We start from the raw sequence: 14,169 nt of genomic DNA, 5'->3' as shown, positions 1-14,169 counted from the left end.
AAATTGCCAATAATAACAAAATATTTTACACGAATAGGTTACTTTGTAGCCTTCCCCGGAAATAGGACAGTTATTTATCCAAAAAATGTTATTTTAGAACTTAACTGTTATCATGAGAAAACACACATTCAGCGAGAGCCAGATCGTCAAGGCATTAAAGGAGAACGAAGGAGGCCGCAGTGTCGGGGATATATCCCGGGAACTGGGCATAGACAAGAGCACGTTTTATTACTGGCGAAAAAAATACGGAGGCATGGAGAGCGGGGAACTGAAACGCCTGAAGGAACTTGAACAGGAAAACCAGCGTTTAAAGCAGATGTATGCGGATGTGAGTCTGGACAATAAAATGCTGAAAGACCTGTTGTCAAAAAAGTTCTAAAGCCCTCCGGCAAACGGCAGTGCGCCATGTATCTGATGAATTCATATAAAATCGGGATAAAGCGTGCGTGCGCAGTTGCGGGACTTACCAGATCCATGTGGTACTACAGCAGTAAGCGGGATGATAGTGAGTTGATCGGAAAACTTTCCCAGCTTGCGGTCGCATACCCCACCCGGGGTTTCGATGAATATTATTACAGGATCCGCCGTGAGGGCTTGAAATGGAACAGGAAACGGGTTCTGCGCGTATACCGCCAGATGAAACTGAAATTGAGGAGAAAACATAAAAAGCGCCTGCCCGGAAGGGAGAAATGCCCATTGGAGGTTCCCCTGGAACTAAATGAATGCTGGAGCATGGATTTCATGAGCGATTCGCTTACCGATGGCAGAAGGATACGGGTATTCAACGTGATCGATGACTGCAACCGGGAGGCACTGGCTTCCGATATTGGATTGTCTTTTCCGGCACGTACAGTTATTGAAACTCTGGAGAACTTAAGGGATGAGATCGGTACACCGAAATATATCAGGTGCGATAACGGGCCGGAATTTCTTTCGAAGCTTTTCATAAACTGGTGCCAGCGGCATCACATAGAGATCAGATATACGCAGCCCGGAAAACCAATGCAGAACGGATATGTGGAGCGTTTCAACCGTTTTTTCAGAGAGGATATACTGGACGCCTATTATTTCAACGATATATACCAGATGAGAGAAAAGGTATGGGAATGGACTGAGGACTACAACAATAACCATCCCCATAGTTCATTGGGCAATAAATCACCGAGGGAATTTAAACCCCGATTCAGCAAAGAATTAAAATTCTTCGCTGAATCGGGTTAATTAATTATTTTTTTCTGAATTTTATGCTGTCCTAAATTTGGTAAGCCTACAACTTCTTGTGACAGAAACATGCTGAGCTTACACCAATAAAAAACACATATTATTCCTTCATGCAGAAATTAGATTTCATATTTTAATCTTCTTAGTATATTTGTATTCCTTCGCATCAAAAACACAGCAGATGACAAAACTAAATTCTCCAAAAAAAATATTATTTATAACGCCTTTTTTTGGAAGAACCGGATCAGAAATATTATTACTAAATTTACTTAAAGGGCTTAATAGAGAAATAGTAAAGCCATATCTTTATAGTTTGCGAGATGGTGAATTATTAAGTGAGCTGCCTGCAGACATCCCCTATTTTTTACCATATAACGAAAAAAAAAACAAAAAAGAGAAATACCTCAAAAGTGCTCTAAAAAAAATCAAAATAGATCCCTTAGAATATCAATTAAAAAAAATACAAAAACACATTAAAGCCGATATTTGGTATCTCAATACAATCGAAGTTTCTCCTTTTTTCTTAAGACTAGCAAAAAAAATGGGCGTGACTTCAGTAACACATTTTCACGAACTTCCCCTAGCTTATCGATCTGTTACAAAAGATCATTTGAAGGATATTATTGATTACTCAACTATATGTATCGGTTGCTCAAAAATAGTGTGCGGAAAAATAAAGGAACTAGGTCATAAGAATGTGCTATTACAATATAGTTTCATTGATACCGATTTCATAGACAAAAAATTAGATTTATCTAAAAGAACTGAAATAAGAAAATACTTAAAGATATCTTCTGATGAGTTTGTATGGATAATTTCTGGCAGTGTTGTATATGAAAAAGGGCTTGACTATATCCCAGAGATCTTAGAATACTTAGAAAATGAAAAGTTAAAGATTATTTGGCTTGGAAAATTGTACGACAATGGATTGACTTATTATGTTCAAACTGTTCTAGAAAAAAAATGGCCAAGAAAGGTTTTGTTTTTGGACGCCTTAACGGATGATTATTATAACTATCTTTCCATTGGAGATGCTTTGTTAATGCCATCGAGACAAGATTCTTTTTCATTGGTGATGTTAGAAGCTGCTTATTTAGGGTTGCCCATATTATCTTTTAACTCAGGTGGAGTAAAGGAATTTGTTGATGAAGATAAAGGCATGGTAATTAATTCGTGGAATGCAGAAGATCTCGCTCTCTCGATAAAACGCCTTATGTCGACAAAAACAAAGAAAATTGGTCAAACAAATAATTTTGTATATGCGGCAAACCATCAACTAAAAAATTTTCACGACCTTATCTTAAATACTTTTTTTTGATCTTAATGTTGACTTAATATTATACCATATTTTCACACCATTTACTCCGAACAGATAATTCTTCCTTAAATAGCGCCCATGACTTATTTCTCCAAATGCATTATGAGCTTTCCTAATAAAAAGTAATCTTTTGTTAAAAAGAAAAAGTATTGCAAAAGTTATTGGTGTAAACCAGTATTTTAACCTTGACTTAAACCTAAAATAAAGTACACTAACGAACTTCGGGTACTTATTATATGCAAATTCGTAACACTTCTTTAGCCAAAGATATTGGAGTAATGCTGTTTCTTGCTTATTCTGGATCTTTTGTAAATATTTTCTTGCTTTGGTATCATGTCGTTCCATATCCGTTTCCTTCGATACCACACTCTCCTCATGTCTCCTATACCTAACTAAACATTCATCTATATATTTAATGGTTCCCAAATTAATACAAACATATGCAATCCACCAGTCATGGAAATGTTGGTCTGAAAACGGAAGTAATTTCTCAACTATACTGCTGGCGAACAAACAACTGTGCCCGCTGATGCAATTGAATAACAGGAAAGGAATAGGATCATCACCTTCATACATATTAAATACGTCAGACATTCTCACAGAGAGGGGCTTACCATGTTTGTCCATAAACGCGGAGTCATGATAAATGAGTAGGTTATCACCAATCCCACTCACAAGTTTATCGATCTTATCTAATGACCATATATCGTCTTGATCTGATAAAGCAATATACGCTCCGTTACAAAGCTTAATTGCCTTTTCAAAATTTTTTACATAACCTACATTGACCTCATTCCGGTAAAAAGAGCTTTTTACATTACTATCTTTAATAAAATCCTGTATAATTTGAACGGTGCCATCAGTAGAACAATCATCAACTATTATTAATTCAATATTTTTATACGACTGGCAAACAATACTTTCCAATTGCTCCTTTAAAAAATCAGCTCCATTAAATGTACATAACGCAATTGAAACAAGTGGAGAGTTTTCCATTATCTTCTGCATAATCCTAAAATCATCCCAATATAATGCTTTATAAGCTAAAAAAGATATTCTCTACTTCCTGAAAATTATATTTCCAAAATTTATTGAAGATCCAAAAAGAACAAACAACTTTAAAGGAAATAGACGACACTTCGAAGGCTTTTATTATATTCGTCGTATGCTTTCTATTGTCATTGTTTCCATTAATAAATCCTATTTGAATTCCCTCACGGAGAACATCCAGCAAACCATAGGCACAGTACCTTATGAACTGTTGGTAATTGACAACACACAAAACAAAAAGGGTATTTGCGAACGCTACAACCAAGCAGCAAAACAAGCGAAGTACGAAATTATATGTTATGTACATGAAGATATTGAGTTCATGACCGACGACTGGGGGGGTATTATTACCGATATTTTTAAAGACCATCCTGAAATCGGCCTATTAGGATTTGCAGGAGCAAGTTATAAGTCCATGTCGCCATCGGGCTGGTTTTGTTATGGTGGTTTAGAAAGCATACATCATAATAACGTTGTACAACATTATAAATTTTCCGACAAAGAAACCAGGCACACATATGTCAATAAAAAAAAAGTTAAACTGACAAATGTGGCTGTACTAGATGGTGTTTACTTATGTACGAAAAAAAGTATAGTGTTACAGTATCCTTTTGATGACCAACTTCTCAAAGGATTTCATTGCTATGACGTGGACATTTCACTCTCTATAGGTCAACATTACGATGTAGCTGTAACATTTGATGTATTGATAAATCATTTTTCTGAGGGAAATTATGGTAGCGAATGGATAAAAGAGACCATTAAGCTACAAAAAAAATGGCAACACCTCCTGCCGCTAAACAAGGCCAACCTCAACAAAAAAGAAATCCGCATTTGTGAGAAAAAGGCCATGCGCTACTTCTTATTCAAATTATCTCAATTAGACTTTCCGCTGAAAGAACGGTTATCGGTATTATGGCATTCCCAACTTTATAAGATAGTGGGCTGGCCGCTATTTCTTAAATTACACAAAGACCTTATATGGCCACGAGAACACAAAGAATAGCTGTTGATATAAAGCACGCTATCAGTTTCTTTTTTTTTGGTGCAGCAATACTTGCTTGGTTGAATATATTGTCAAATGGAATAACCATAGCGCTTGAAATGCTCCTTCCAAAATCCGATATTATTATCCCAAGCATGACATCCAAAAGGTAACTTGCCCCTTGTGATTTCTAAAGCCTTCTCGGGACGTGTTTCAAATGCAAAATAAGCACTCTTTTTATATGGCGGTGTTTTGATGTTTATTTGCTTACGATTTACTTCTATACTCCAAAAAATATCTTCATGATAGGCCATATCATAGTTATTCCTATATAAGCTAGCTTTATCTTTAAAACGCTCCAAACAAGTTAAAAAGGAGCTTATCTTCCTCATAGAAAAACCGCCATTACCTACCCGATAGTCCATTATCTTTTTTATGGCAGGAAGCCCGTTTTTCCTTTTTATATCATACCGTACATAAAAAAAAGATCGAAGCTGATAGAATAATTTAGTAAAAAACGTGCTTTTATAAGGTATCCAAGGCGCTCCGATATAGTCGTAACCTTGGGAGCACCAGTAACGAAGTTGATCACTAAAAACAAAAGCATCTAGCTGATAAACAAGCATATAATCGTATCTGCTAAATTTCTTATAAAAAAAGTCCGATAACATCAACCTATTGTAACCCCAAATATTTTCGAAGTACCTGTCATCAAAGTATACTGTAGCTACAGGTTTTTCAGACACGCCTTTTATGATAGTATTCTTCAGCTTATCGGGCTGAATAAAGCAGATATCATAGCTCGTTAGCACTTTAAAGCACTGTGCTAAGGCAATTTGCTCATAACGAGTTAATTTACTTTTATATATAGGAATAATTACGACAACCGTTATATGGTCTTCTCCTATTTTCATCATATTTCCTTTAAAGACCCGTATTTACAACCTCAAAAAAACTTAGAGTCAACTTTCTTTTTTTCTTTAAATTTCTTTAAACGATACCTCAAATATGTCAAAAAGCCAAGATATTTTCTTACCAAGAATGGTTTATCCCGTCTAAAAGCCTCGTCAGCAGTATAAGAAGAATAACCATCCATATTGTAATAAGAGATATCAACAGGCAGATATTCCTTTCGAAAGGTTTTATCTCCCCAACATTGCATATTTAATAAATAATCCGCAAAAACCTTATATTTCAGATCATAGGTATACTTACTAAAAACACTTGAAGGATAAATTATGGCTTGATGACATGGATTGCGTTTTGCCAACTTATAATTGGTAAAAGCACCCCCCAATACTTCACTATCGCTCACACAATTACCATAGTATATACTCTTTTTATCAACAAGCTGCTCTACAAACGAAGCAAACGTTGGGAGAAGCCGATCATCTGCTCCCAAAAACAACACCCAATTTCCTTTTAAAAACTTAATAGATTTATTCATCGCGTCGTAAATGCCTTGATCAGGCTCACTTATCAATACATCTATATATTTCCCAAAAGCCTCAACTTTATTGACAGTCTCGTCCGTACTCCCACCGTCAACTATTATTAATTGCAGATTGCCTCCTCCATGATCTACAATACTCTGCAAACACGGCGTAATATCGGTTTCGGCATTATAAGTAACTATTACAATACTTAAGCGGTAAGACTCCACATAGTCTTTCTGATTCAAGTCTAAAGCTTCAATCATTCCTTCCATAAACACACTGTTCCATTACTAGTTAATATATTATAGCAATTCCAATATTGAGAAAAACTCTTATCAGACTCGTATATTTGTCCACTATGTATACGCATCGTTCCATCGACATCGTCATTCCTTCATTTAGATTAGATGAAAATATCCTAGCTAATATCATCAATCTTGAAAAACCTGCAGGATATGATGTACATATCTATATCGTGGCCGACAATCCAAATGCTACAATTCCTCAAAAAATAACTGACCTGTCGAAACAAGGCAAAGCCCATTTAATAAAAAACGATGTAAACTTAGGGTTTTCTGCAACAAGAAACAAAGGGATATTGGTAGGAAAAAGCCGATGGATACTGTTATTGGACGATGATATTATTCCTGCCGATCGTTTACTGCTTGCCTATGCCCGTGCCATCGAAAGCTACCCACATGCTATCGGCTTTATGGGTGTGACCAATTTCCCCGAGCCATTTAACAACATAACGAAAGCCTTAAAAATCAATGGCTCGATTGGCCATTTTGAGAGTGCCAAATACCACAACAAACTGCTTTGGGCGCCAACGGCAAACATCGTGCTCAACAGAGAGAGACTGACGATGCCTCTATTTAATGAAGAACTAAAAAAAGGAGGCGAAGACATCGAATTCTTATTAAGAAATGCCTTAAAAAATAAAGAAACATATGTTGCTTGTCCAGAAGCACTAGTCACGCACCCCTGGTGGAATGAAGGTAATATACAAACTAAGCGAATGTTTCGCTACGGTATCGGAGCATCAGAAATTTCGACTTTACCTGTAATAAAGAAATATACTTATTACGACTTTACCAATACCTCGGAGACACTTTTGCTGCTAATTTTGGCTTTACCATTTGCTGCAATCGCCAAAACAGCTGATATTATTTTCCTACTCATCCTGATCACACTTTTGAGTGAATTCATCACGAATTTAATCAAAGTGGCAAAAACAACCGGAAAAAACTCATTTAGCATTACTTGGCATCTTTTCTGGGTAAAAAACATGTATGAGCTCGGTTATTTAGTCAGCAACTTGATGCGAGGGAATATTAGAGGGTTTGCAAAACGAATAGACATGAGTTTTAGAAAAGAAAATCCTTCTTGGTTCAGGTTAAATCGGTGGAAAATTATTAAATCATTATTACTGATACTATTTACGCTACTAGCTATTTCCCTCGTAAAAGGATAGAGAGGCGACTATAAGGCATCGTTATTAAGTCCATTTTGGCATCTCACAACACCGCTATCCACAACTTCTTTATATTTGCCATAATTCCCTCTTTCATTATTACGCTCATTAAAAGTATGATGTAAGTGATAACAGACAGCCTGTAACTTTACACTTTTTTGTAATAACCCTAAATTAATGAATCGGGCTGCAAGCTCAATATCTTCATGTCCCCATCCGACTAGGTCATTATTATAACCGTTAACGGCTACAAAATCCTTTTTCCAAAAAGCACAATTGCACCCCCTTAAATCATGCGATCGCTTCCTTCTTTTTGTAAAGAAGTCAGCCAAAAAAAGTGATCTTAACGCATTGATTCTATTGGTAATACCTATAGAATAAGGCTTTATTGGCGTTAAGTGTTCAGCCGCTAAAAAGGCCTTCGACTTTTTTTCAGAAAGTAACACCCGGCTTCCTTTGATATAATAGCCATCTTCGGCGATAGAAAGATGGTCTTCAATAAAACGTTCGTGTAAGGTAATATCGCCATCGATCTGGATAATATAGTCGCAGGAAGTAGCAGCAATGGCCTGGTTCATGATGATGGTTTTTCTAAAGCCGCCATCTGGATGCCAAAAGTGCCTCAATGGAACAGGAAACTCTTTTTGAAAGGCGCGTACTAGTTTAGCAGTTTTTTCATCTGAACCATCGTCAGCTATTAACACTTCACTTGGTAAAATCTGCTGACAGCGTACAGAACTCAAGACCTTAGTCAACGCCCCAGGCCAATTATAGGTAGAAATAAGTAACGCAGCTTTTATATTTCTATGCATTCTCCAGTACCAGCGATTCTTCCAACCGCTCCAACGCAGATGTGGCAGTAATCCCTTTTTTGCACCAAATATACTTTTTCTCTTTTGTTTCTTTAAATGCTTTCTCGTTAACGGCCAAAAACTTCCTTGAGCTTTCTCTATGGTAAATATGAAAAGCTATCGCCCCCATCTTCAAAAATCGCTTCTGCAAACCTTTATTCAGTAACCTAGCTACAAATTCCTTGTCTTCTGGTCCCCATCCATAAAACTCCTGATTATAACCGTTTACCGCAAATGCATCCTTACGCCAAAAGGCCATATTACATCCATGAATTTCATAAAGCTCTTCCCCCTTATTTTTATAGTTATTCTCGAAAAATCGCCACAAAAAAGGCATCCGGATTGCACTAAAAAAATTCTTCACTCCCCTACTCCAAGCGTTTATTTTGCTGTTCCCCCTATTTAACATGTGTTTTGACTGTTCTTCGTCGATATAAATTCGGCTTGCCCGAACGAAAGAACGCGGTTTAGCAAAACGTAAATGGTCACTCACAAAATGCGGATGTAAAATAATATCACCATCAATCTGAATAATGTATTCGCCGCTCGCAATATTAATAGCCTTATTCCGAATTTCGGCCAACCGGAATCCCTTATCTTGATGCCAAACATGTTTTAAGGGAATGGGAAATTTGTTTCGAAAGAAATCGACAACACGTTTAGTTTCGGTAGTAGATCCATCATCTGCAATTATGACCTCTGTTGGTAAAATTTTTTGATCTAGCACGCTTTTTAAAGACAGACTTAACGCTTCTGGCCAATTATATGTGGATATTATCAAGGTGGATGTCGGACTCAAATTTAAGCTACTCATAAAATTACTGCGTCTTATCAAAACAAATCGTTTCTTTATTACAAAAACGATACCATTCTTCAAAACGCTACATTTTTCATTTAATTGAACGTTTTTCTGTACTATTTATTGGATTATTTATACATAACCGTACATATTTATACCTGTTTTTTTTTATAAATTGATTTGTTTCACAAATAAATGCCAATTAATCTTCCTCAGAAAACCACTCGTCTTTTAGATCATCAATCTCTCTTCTATCACGCTTTGTTGGCCTACCGGTCCCCCTATCTCTTCTTAATACTGGTGCGTGAAAAACTGACTTATACCTGTAAGTTTCCTCAACTGGTGTTAAGTCGTCATAGAAAGTTACCGCGGCTTTTGCATCTACTCGTCGCTCTAATAAAGCCACTACTTTTATTACCTTCTTCTCTATGCCTTTCTGTATTTGGTATGTTTCGCCAATTTTTACAATATAGGAAGGCTTTATATTCTGACCATTTAATTTTACCCTGCCTGCTTTACATGCCTCAGTTGCCAAACTACGCGTTTTGAAGACCCTAATGGCCCACAGATATTTATCTATACGGAGCTTCTCTATTTCTTTAGCCATTTTACAAACTTAGCTAAAATGCGTGTATACACAAAAAGCATTCATCTATCGCTTATTGCTTCCATTAATTCGTTAATATATTAAAAACAATCTTTTTAAGCAAAAGCTTTACTTAATTTATCAATAGCTGATGACCAATAACTAGCACCTATTTCAATAAATTTTACTTTCTTTGTTGTTCATTATTATTGTTTTGACATGACTGCAGAATTAAAAAAACTGATTGAAGAGGCCTGGGAGGAGAGGCATTTAGTAGAATTTAAAGAATATAGAGAAGCTATCGAGACTACGATCTTACAACTTGATCAAGGTATCTTAAGAGTAGCTGAAAAAGTTGCTGGTCGCTGGCACATCAACGACTGGATAAAAAAGGCGGTAATTCTGTATTTCCCTATCCGCAATATGACGGAAATCACCGTTGGGCCTTTTGTATTTCATGATAAAATGAAATTAAAAACCAACTACAAAGAGCAGGGCGTCCGCGTGGTTCCACACGGTCTTGCGCGTTATGGTGCTTACTTGGCCAAAGGGGTTATCATGATGCCCTCTTATGTAAATATCGGTGCTTACGTGGATGAAGGAACAATGGTTGATACCTGGGCAACTGTTGGCTCTTGTGCGCAGATTGGAAAGAATGTACACTTAAGTGGAGGAGTTGGCATTGGTGGTGTCCTAGAACCAGTACAGGCCGCGCCGGTAATTATTGAAAACAATTGTTTCTTAGGCTCGCGAGCGATAGTAGTAGAGGGTGTACACTTGGAAGAAGATGTTGTGCTGGGAGCAAACGTTGTACTTACCGCATCGACAAAGATCATTGATGTTACTGGTGATATCCCGAAAGAATACAAAGGGGTTGTTCCGGCAAGGTCTGTGGTAATCCCCGGATCTTATAGCAAAAAGTTCCCTGCAGGTGAATACCAGGTTCCTTGCGCGTTGATTATTGGTCAACGTAAAGAATCTACAGATAAGAAAACATCGTTAAACGATGCCTTAAGAGATCATAATGTAGCCGTATAATTATAATAATTACGCAAAAGTAATGCATGAAAGATGAAGATAGGATATGATGCTAAACGTGCCTTTCACAACAAAACGGGTTTGGGCAATTATAGCCGGTCACTCATCGAAAATATATGGCGCTGTTTTCCGGAAAACCACTATTATTTATTTAACCCCAAACCCTCTGCATGGTATCATCCAGAGGGTTTGCACCTAACGGAAATACAACCTATTGGCTTTTACAAAAAATTAAGCTCGTACTGGAGAAGTTTTGTCTTAAACGCGCTTGCTTCCAATAAATATCAGCTAGATATTTTCCATGGCCTAAGTCATGAACTCCCTTTGGGTAAAAAAGTCGGCACAACAAAATGGGTACTAACGGTGCACGACCTGATTTTTATTCGCTACCCACAGTATTTTAATCGCATCGATCGAAAAATATATCTATATAAAGTAAAAAAAGCCTGCAAAAAGGCTGATAAAATTGTTGCTATCAGCGAACAGACGAAACTAGATATTGTTAATTTCTTAGACATACCTGCTCATAAAATAGTGGTTATTTATCAGGATTGCCACCCGGATTTCAAGAAAGAGGTTTCGCAGGCAAAAAAAACAGCAACTGCTTACAAATTTCAACTGCCCTCTTCATACCTTTTACAAGTGGGCACCATCGAAAATCGCAAAAATCTCTTGCTTACCGTAAATGCGTTGAAGAAAACTACTTCCACCTTGAAACTGGTGGTAGTAGGCAAACCTACACCGTACCTGGCCGAAGTAAAAGCAGAAATCAGCAAACATCAACTACAAGAACGAGTAATCTTTTTGCACAATGTGCCGTTTGAAGACTTACCTGCGATATACCAAATGGCTGCCATTTTCATCTATCCATCACGTTTTGAAGGCTTCGGCATCCCTATTATTGAGGCACTCCATAGTAAAGTTCCTGTTATTGCAGCAACCGGCTCTTGTCTAGAAGAGTCCGGCGGACCAAACAGTATATACGTTAATCCGGATAATTCAGCTGAACTTGCCAATGCCATTCAAAATGTTCTAGCGGATCCGGAAAGCCGCCAGAAACAAATCGATAGTGGGGTGCTATTTGCTGAAAAATTTAACCCAGATAGACTAGCCTCACAATTGATGAATCTTTACAAAAGCGTTTTATTATGAATGAAGATCTATTAAAAGCACTCCAAATACTGAGGTCAGGAGGCATCATACTTTATCCTACAGATACTATTTGGGGTATAGGATGCGATGCTACTAACCCAGAAGCTGTGGAGAAGATTTACCAGCTGAAAGCTCGTCAAAAAGACAAAAGCTTGATTGTTTTGCTTGAAAGCGACTATAAACTTCAAAGTTACGTAAATGACATCCCTGAGGTCGCTTATCAATTAATTGAATGCACTGACAAACCGCTTACGATCGTCTATTCAAATGCTAAGAACTTAGCTCCTAACCTCCTGGCAAACGATGGGAGTGTCGGTATCCGGATCGTGAAACACCGCTTCTGTGAGCAGCTGCTACAACGCTTTCGCAAACCCATTGTTTCCACGTCAGCCAATATCAGCGGTGATCCGCCACCGAAAAACTTTCAGGAGATCAGCCAACAGATCAAAAATGGGGTCGACTATGTGGTACAGTATGAACAGGAAAATATCGGACCGAAACAAGCATCGACTATTCTGAAACTTGATCCCAGTGGCGCATTTACGTTTATTCGGAAATAGTTTAACCTATAGCACCAACCTCAACACATACACCTTCTTCTCCAGTGTAAGAGCTATTTTTGTGTTTTTCATTCAAGTAAATTGGTCTTTAATGGCAATGAAGCTGCATGGGCTATCCATTCATACACTTTGTGAGCGATCGATAATTGCAAAAATCATGAGCCGTGAAGAAAGCAAAGGTGCCGCGAATAACTTGCCTTTTATAAGCCGTTGCATATATTGCATATAAAAAGCAATTTATCTAAGTTTGCCGGATACATGAAAGAACACCTGGAACTTCCGATTTTTGAGCTTTTAAGCAAAATTGCCCACCAACATCACACGGAGATATACGTTATAGGCGGTTTTGTCCGTGATCGAATGATGAATAGATCTTTTAAGGGTGATATTGATATACTGGTCATCGGTAGCGGCATTGACTTTGCTCAACACGTAAGTGAATACCTAGGTGTAAAACTTTCGGTGTTTAAAAATTTTGGCACAGCGATGCTCCGCCATGAACATATCGAAATTGAATTTGTAGGTGCCCGCAAAGAATCATATCGCAGAGATTCCCGCAAACCTATCGTAGAAAACGGCACCCTAGAGGATGATCAAAAGCGCCGGGACTTCACGGTTAATGCCATGGCTTTTAGTCTTAATAAAGCGGATTACGGCGAGCTGCTTGATCCGTTTAATGGTATGCAAGATATACAGATACGTACCATCCGTACACCACTAAATCCGGAAGAGACCTTTTCTGATGACCCCCTGCGTATGATGCGGGCCATACGCTTTGCTGCCCAGCTGCAATTTAAAATAAGCACCGAAACTTTTAAAGCAATAAAATCCCAAAGGGAGAGGATCAAAATAATATCCAAAGAGCGTATTACCGACGAACTCAATAAAATTATTCTTTCCAAAAAACCTAGCATTGGATTTAATTACCTCTTTGATACCGGTCTCCTACCATACATCTTTCCTTTAATGACGCAACTATATGGCGTAGAAATTGTTAACGGTAAAGGACATAAAGACAATTTTTACCATACGCTTGAAGTGCTGGATAATATTGCCGAGCTGAGCGACGACCTATGGTTAAGGTGGGCAGCGATTTTACACGATATCGCGAAACCGGCAACTAAACGTTTCGATAAAAAACAGGGATGGACTTTCCATGGCCACGAAGACAGAGGCGCGAGAATGGTACCCAAGATATTTGCTGAACTGAAGCTGCCGCTCAATGAGAAGATGAAATTTGTACAGAAGCTGGTACTATTGCATCTTAGACCTATCGTATTGGCACAGGATATTGTAACTGACTCCGCCGTACGCCGTCTTTTATATGAAGCAGGAGATGACATTGAAAGCCTTATGAAACTCTGCCATGCCGACGTTACCACTAAAAATGAGTATAAAAAGAAAAAATACCGCAACAACTTTGAACTCGTCAAACAAAAACTAAGAGATGTAGAAGAACGCGACCAGATTCGCAACTGGCAGCCACCGGTTTCTGGCGAAGACATCATGAAAGCTTTTGACATTAAGCCCGGCCGTGAAGTTGGTATCATAAAAAAAGCCATACGCGAAGCTATCTTGGAAGGTGACATCAAAAACAACCGGGAGGAAGCACTCGTCTTCATGAAAAAAAAGGGAGAGGCATTGGGACTAATAGCTCACCCTAAGCGGTTGGGATAATTGTATTTATACTATCTTTATT

The 14,169-nt window shown here is 37.9% G+C and carries 15 protein-coding genes; 9 read left to right on the top strand and 6 right to left on the bottom strand.

The features are described from left to right. Positions 1-112: 112 nt before the first annotated feature. From H8S90_RS25930 to H8S90_RS12955, 3 genes are all read left to right on the top strand, one after another. Positions 113-379 carry a transposase gene (locus H8S90_RS25930; protein ID WP_222852088.1) on the top strand — a complete coding sequence of 89 codons (267 nt, stop codon included), beginning with the start codon at positions 113-115 and terminating at the stop codon, positions 377-379. A gap of 26 nt (positions 380-405) precedes the next feature. Next, positions 406-1,221, top strand: coding sequence for an IS3 family transposase (locus H8S90_RS12960; RefSeq protein ID WP_222852336.1), 816 nt, complete (start codon positions 406-408; stop codon positions 1,219-1,221). A gap of 181 nt (positions 1,222-1,402) precedes the next feature. Beyond that, entirely contained in the window at positions 1,403-2,539 is a 1,137-nt protein-coding gene (locus H8S90_RS12955; protein ID WP_187338295.1) for a glycosyltransferase family 4 protein, read from the top strand. On the opposite strand, the gene H8S90_RS12950 is transcribed toward H8S90_RS12955, so the two are convergent. Then, entirely contained in the window at positions 2,522-3,547 is a 1,026-nt protein-coding gene (locus H8S90_RS12950; protein WP_187338294.1) for a glycosyltransferase family 2 protein, read from the bottom strand. The two genes, H8S90_RS12955 and H8S90_RS12950, sit on opposite strands and share 18 nt — an antisense overlap. A 157-nt stretch (positions 3,548-3,704) precedes the next feature. Here H8S90_RS12950 and H8S90_RS12945 point away from each other — a divergent pair, with 157 nt between their 5' ends. Then, positions 3,705-4,595 (top strand): glycosyltransferase, encoded by an 891-nt coding sequence (locus tag H8S90_RS12945; protein WP_187338293.1) that lies wholly within the window; start codon positions 3,705-3,707, stop codon positions 4,593-4,595. A gap of 71 nt (positions 4,596-4,666) precedes the next feature. Here H8S90_RS12945 and H8S90_RS12940 read toward each other — a convergent pair whose 3' ends face one another. Both H8S90_RS12940 and H8S90_RS12935 read right to left on the bottom strand, forming a co-directional pair. Then, positions 4,667-5,491 carry a DUF5672 family protein gene (locus H8S90_RS12940; RefSeq protein ID WP_187338292.1) on the bottom strand — a complete coding sequence of 275 codons (825 nt, stop codon included), beginning with the start codon at positions 5,489-5,491 and terminating at the stop codon, positions 4,667-4,669. 29 nt (positions 5,492-5,520) lie between these two features. Then, the gene (locus tag H8S90_RS12935; protein WP_187338291.1) at positions 5,521-6,282 is read right to left on the bottom strand and encodes a glycosyltransferase family 2 protein; all 762 of its coding nucleotides are present in this window, start codon (positions 6,280-6,282) and stop codon (positions 5,521-5,523) included. Positions 6,283-6,368: 86 nt separating this feature from the next. Between H8S90_RS12935 and H8S90_RS12930 the strand changes: the two genes are divergently transcribed. Further along, the gene (locus H8S90_RS12930; protein WP_187338290.1) at positions 6,369-7,484 is read left to right on the top strand and encodes a glycosyltransferase family 2 protein; all 1,116 of its coding nucleotides are present in this window, start codon (positions 6,369-6,371) and stop codon (positions 7,482-7,484) included. Positions 7,485-7,492: 8 nt separating this feature from the next. On the opposite strand, the gene H8S90_RS12925 is transcribed toward H8S90_RS12930, so the two are convergent. The 3 genes from H8S90_RS12925 to H8S90_RS12915 form a co-directional block, all read right to left on the bottom strand. Next, complete coding sequence (locus H8S90_RS12925; protein ID WP_222852087.1) at positions 7,493-8,296, bottom strand: glycosyltransferase family 2 protein; 804 nt, start codon at positions 8,294-8,296, stop codon at positions 7,493-7,495. Continuing rightward, complete coding sequence (locus tag H8S90_RS12920; RefSeq protein WP_187338289.1) at positions 8,289-9,149, bottom strand: glycosyltransferase family 2 protein; 861 nt, start codon at positions 9,147-9,149, stop codon at positions 8,289-8,291. The genes H8S90_RS12925 and H8S90_RS12920 overlap by 8 nt, the downstream gene beginning before the upstream one ends. A 187-nt stretch (positions 9,150-9,336) precedes the next feature. Continuing rightward, a complete protein-coding gene (locus H8S90_RS12915) occupies positions 9,337-9,741 on the bottom strand; it encodes an RNA-binding S4 domain-containing protein (RefSeq protein WP_187338288.1) in 405 nt (134 codons plus the stop codon). A 198-nt stretch (positions 9,742-9,939) separates the two neighbouring features. On the opposite strand from H8S90_RS12915, the gene H8S90_RS12910 reads away from it, so the two are divergent. The 4 genes from H8S90_RS12910 (at position 9,940) to H8S90_RS12895 (ending at position 14,147) form a co-directional block, all read left to right on the top strand. Then, entirely contained in the window at positions 9,940-10,758 is an 819-nt protein-coding gene (locus H8S90_RS12910; protein WP_187338287.1) for a 2,3,4,5-tetrahydropyridine-2,6-dicarboxylate N-succinyltransferase, read from the top strand. A 33-nt stretch (positions 10,759-10,791) separates the two neighbouring features. Beyond that, positions 10,792-11,910, top strand: coding sequence for a glycosyltransferase family 1 protein (locus H8S90_RS12905; RefSeq protein ID WP_187338286.1), 1,119 nt, complete (start codon positions 10,792-10,794; stop codon positions 11,908-11,910). After that, positions 11,907-12,470: an L-threonylcarbamoyladenylate synthase gene (locus H8S90_RS12900; RefSeq protein WP_187338285.1), complete on the top strand. Its 564-nt coding sequence runs from the start codon at positions 11,907-11,909 to the stop codon at positions 12,468-12,470. The genes H8S90_RS12905 and H8S90_RS12900 overlap by 4 nt, the downstream gene beginning before the upstream one ends. Before the next feature lie 258 nt (positions 12,471-12,728). Continuing rightward, entirely contained in the window at positions 12,729-14,147 is a 1,419-nt protein-coding gene (locus H8S90_RS12895) for a CCA tRNA nucleotidyltransferase (RefSeq protein ID WP_187338284.1), read from the top strand. Positions 14,148-14,169: the final 22 nt, after the last annotated feature.

The sequence above is a fragment of the Olivibacter sp. SDN3 genome (genome assembly GCF_014334135.1).
In the GTDB taxonomy this organism is placed as follows: Bacteria; Bacteroidota; Bacteroidia; order Sphingobacteriales; family Sphingobacteriaceae; genus Olivibacter.
The sequence above is the reverse complement of the archived record's forward strand: the minus strand, read 5'-3'. Positions and strand labels throughout refer to the sequence as shown.

Bases quoted from the DNA above. Each gene is read 5' to 3' on its own strand.
- H8S90_RS12900 (WP_187338285.1), top strand. From the start codon at position 11,907: ATGAATGAAGATCTATTAAAAGCACTCCAAATACTGAGGTCAGGAGGC.
- H8S90_RS12945 (WP_187338293.1), top strand. From the start codon at position 3,705: ATGCTTTCTATTGTCATTGTTTCCATTAATAAATCCTATTTGAATTCC.
- H8S90_RS12920 (WP_187338289.1), bottom strand. From the start codon at position 9,149: ATGAGTAGCTTAAATTTGAGTCCGACATCCACCTTGATAATATCCACA.
- H8S90_RS12940 (WP_187338292.1), bottom strand. From the start codon at position 5,491: ATGATGAAAATAGGAGAAGACCATATAACGGTTGTCGTAATTATTCCT.
- H8S90_RS12895 (WP_187338284.1), top strand. From the start codon at position 12,729: ATGAAAGAACACCTGGAACTTCCGATTTTTGAGCTTTTAAGCAAAATT.
- H8S90_RS12930 (WP_187338290.1), top strand. From the start codon at position 6,369: ATGTATACGCATCGTTCCATCGACATCGTCATTCCTTCATTTAGATTA.
- H8S90_RS12935 (WP_187338291.1), bottom strand. From the start codon at position 6,282: ATGGAAGGAATGATTGAAGCTTTAGACTTGAATCAGAAAGACTATGTG.
- H8S90_RS12960 (WP_222852336.1), top strand. From the start codon at position 406: ATGTATCTGATGAATTCATATAAAATCGGGATAAAGCGTGCGTGCGCA.
- H8S90_RS25930 (WP_222852088.1), top strand. From the start codon at position 113: ATGAGAAAACACACATTCAGCGAGAGCCAGATCGTCAAGGCATTAAAG.
- H8S90_RS12910 (WP_187338287.1), top strand. From the start codon at position 9,940: ATGACTGCAGAATTAAAAAAACTGATTGAAGAGGCCTGGGAGGAGAGG.
- H8S90_RS12915 (WP_187338288.1), bottom strand. From the start codon at position 9,741: ATGGCTAAAGAAATAGAGAAGCTCCGTATAGATAAATATCTGTGGGCC.
- H8S90_RS12950 (WP_187338294.1), bottom strand. From the start codon at position 3,547: ATGCAGAAGATAATGGAAAACTCTCCACTTGTTTCAATTGCGTTATGT.
- H8S90_RS12925 (WP_222852087.1), bottom strand. From the start codon at position 8,296: ATGCATAGAAATATAAAAGCTGCGTTACTTATTTCTACCTATAATTGG.
- H8S90_RS12955 (WP_187338295.1), top strand. From the start codon at position 1,403: ATGACAAAACTAAATTCTCCAAAAAAAATATTATTTATAACGCCTTTT.
- H8S90_RS12905 (WP_187338286.1), top strand. From the start codon at position 10,792: ATGAAGATAGGATATGATGCTAAACGTGCCTTTCACAACAAAACGGGT.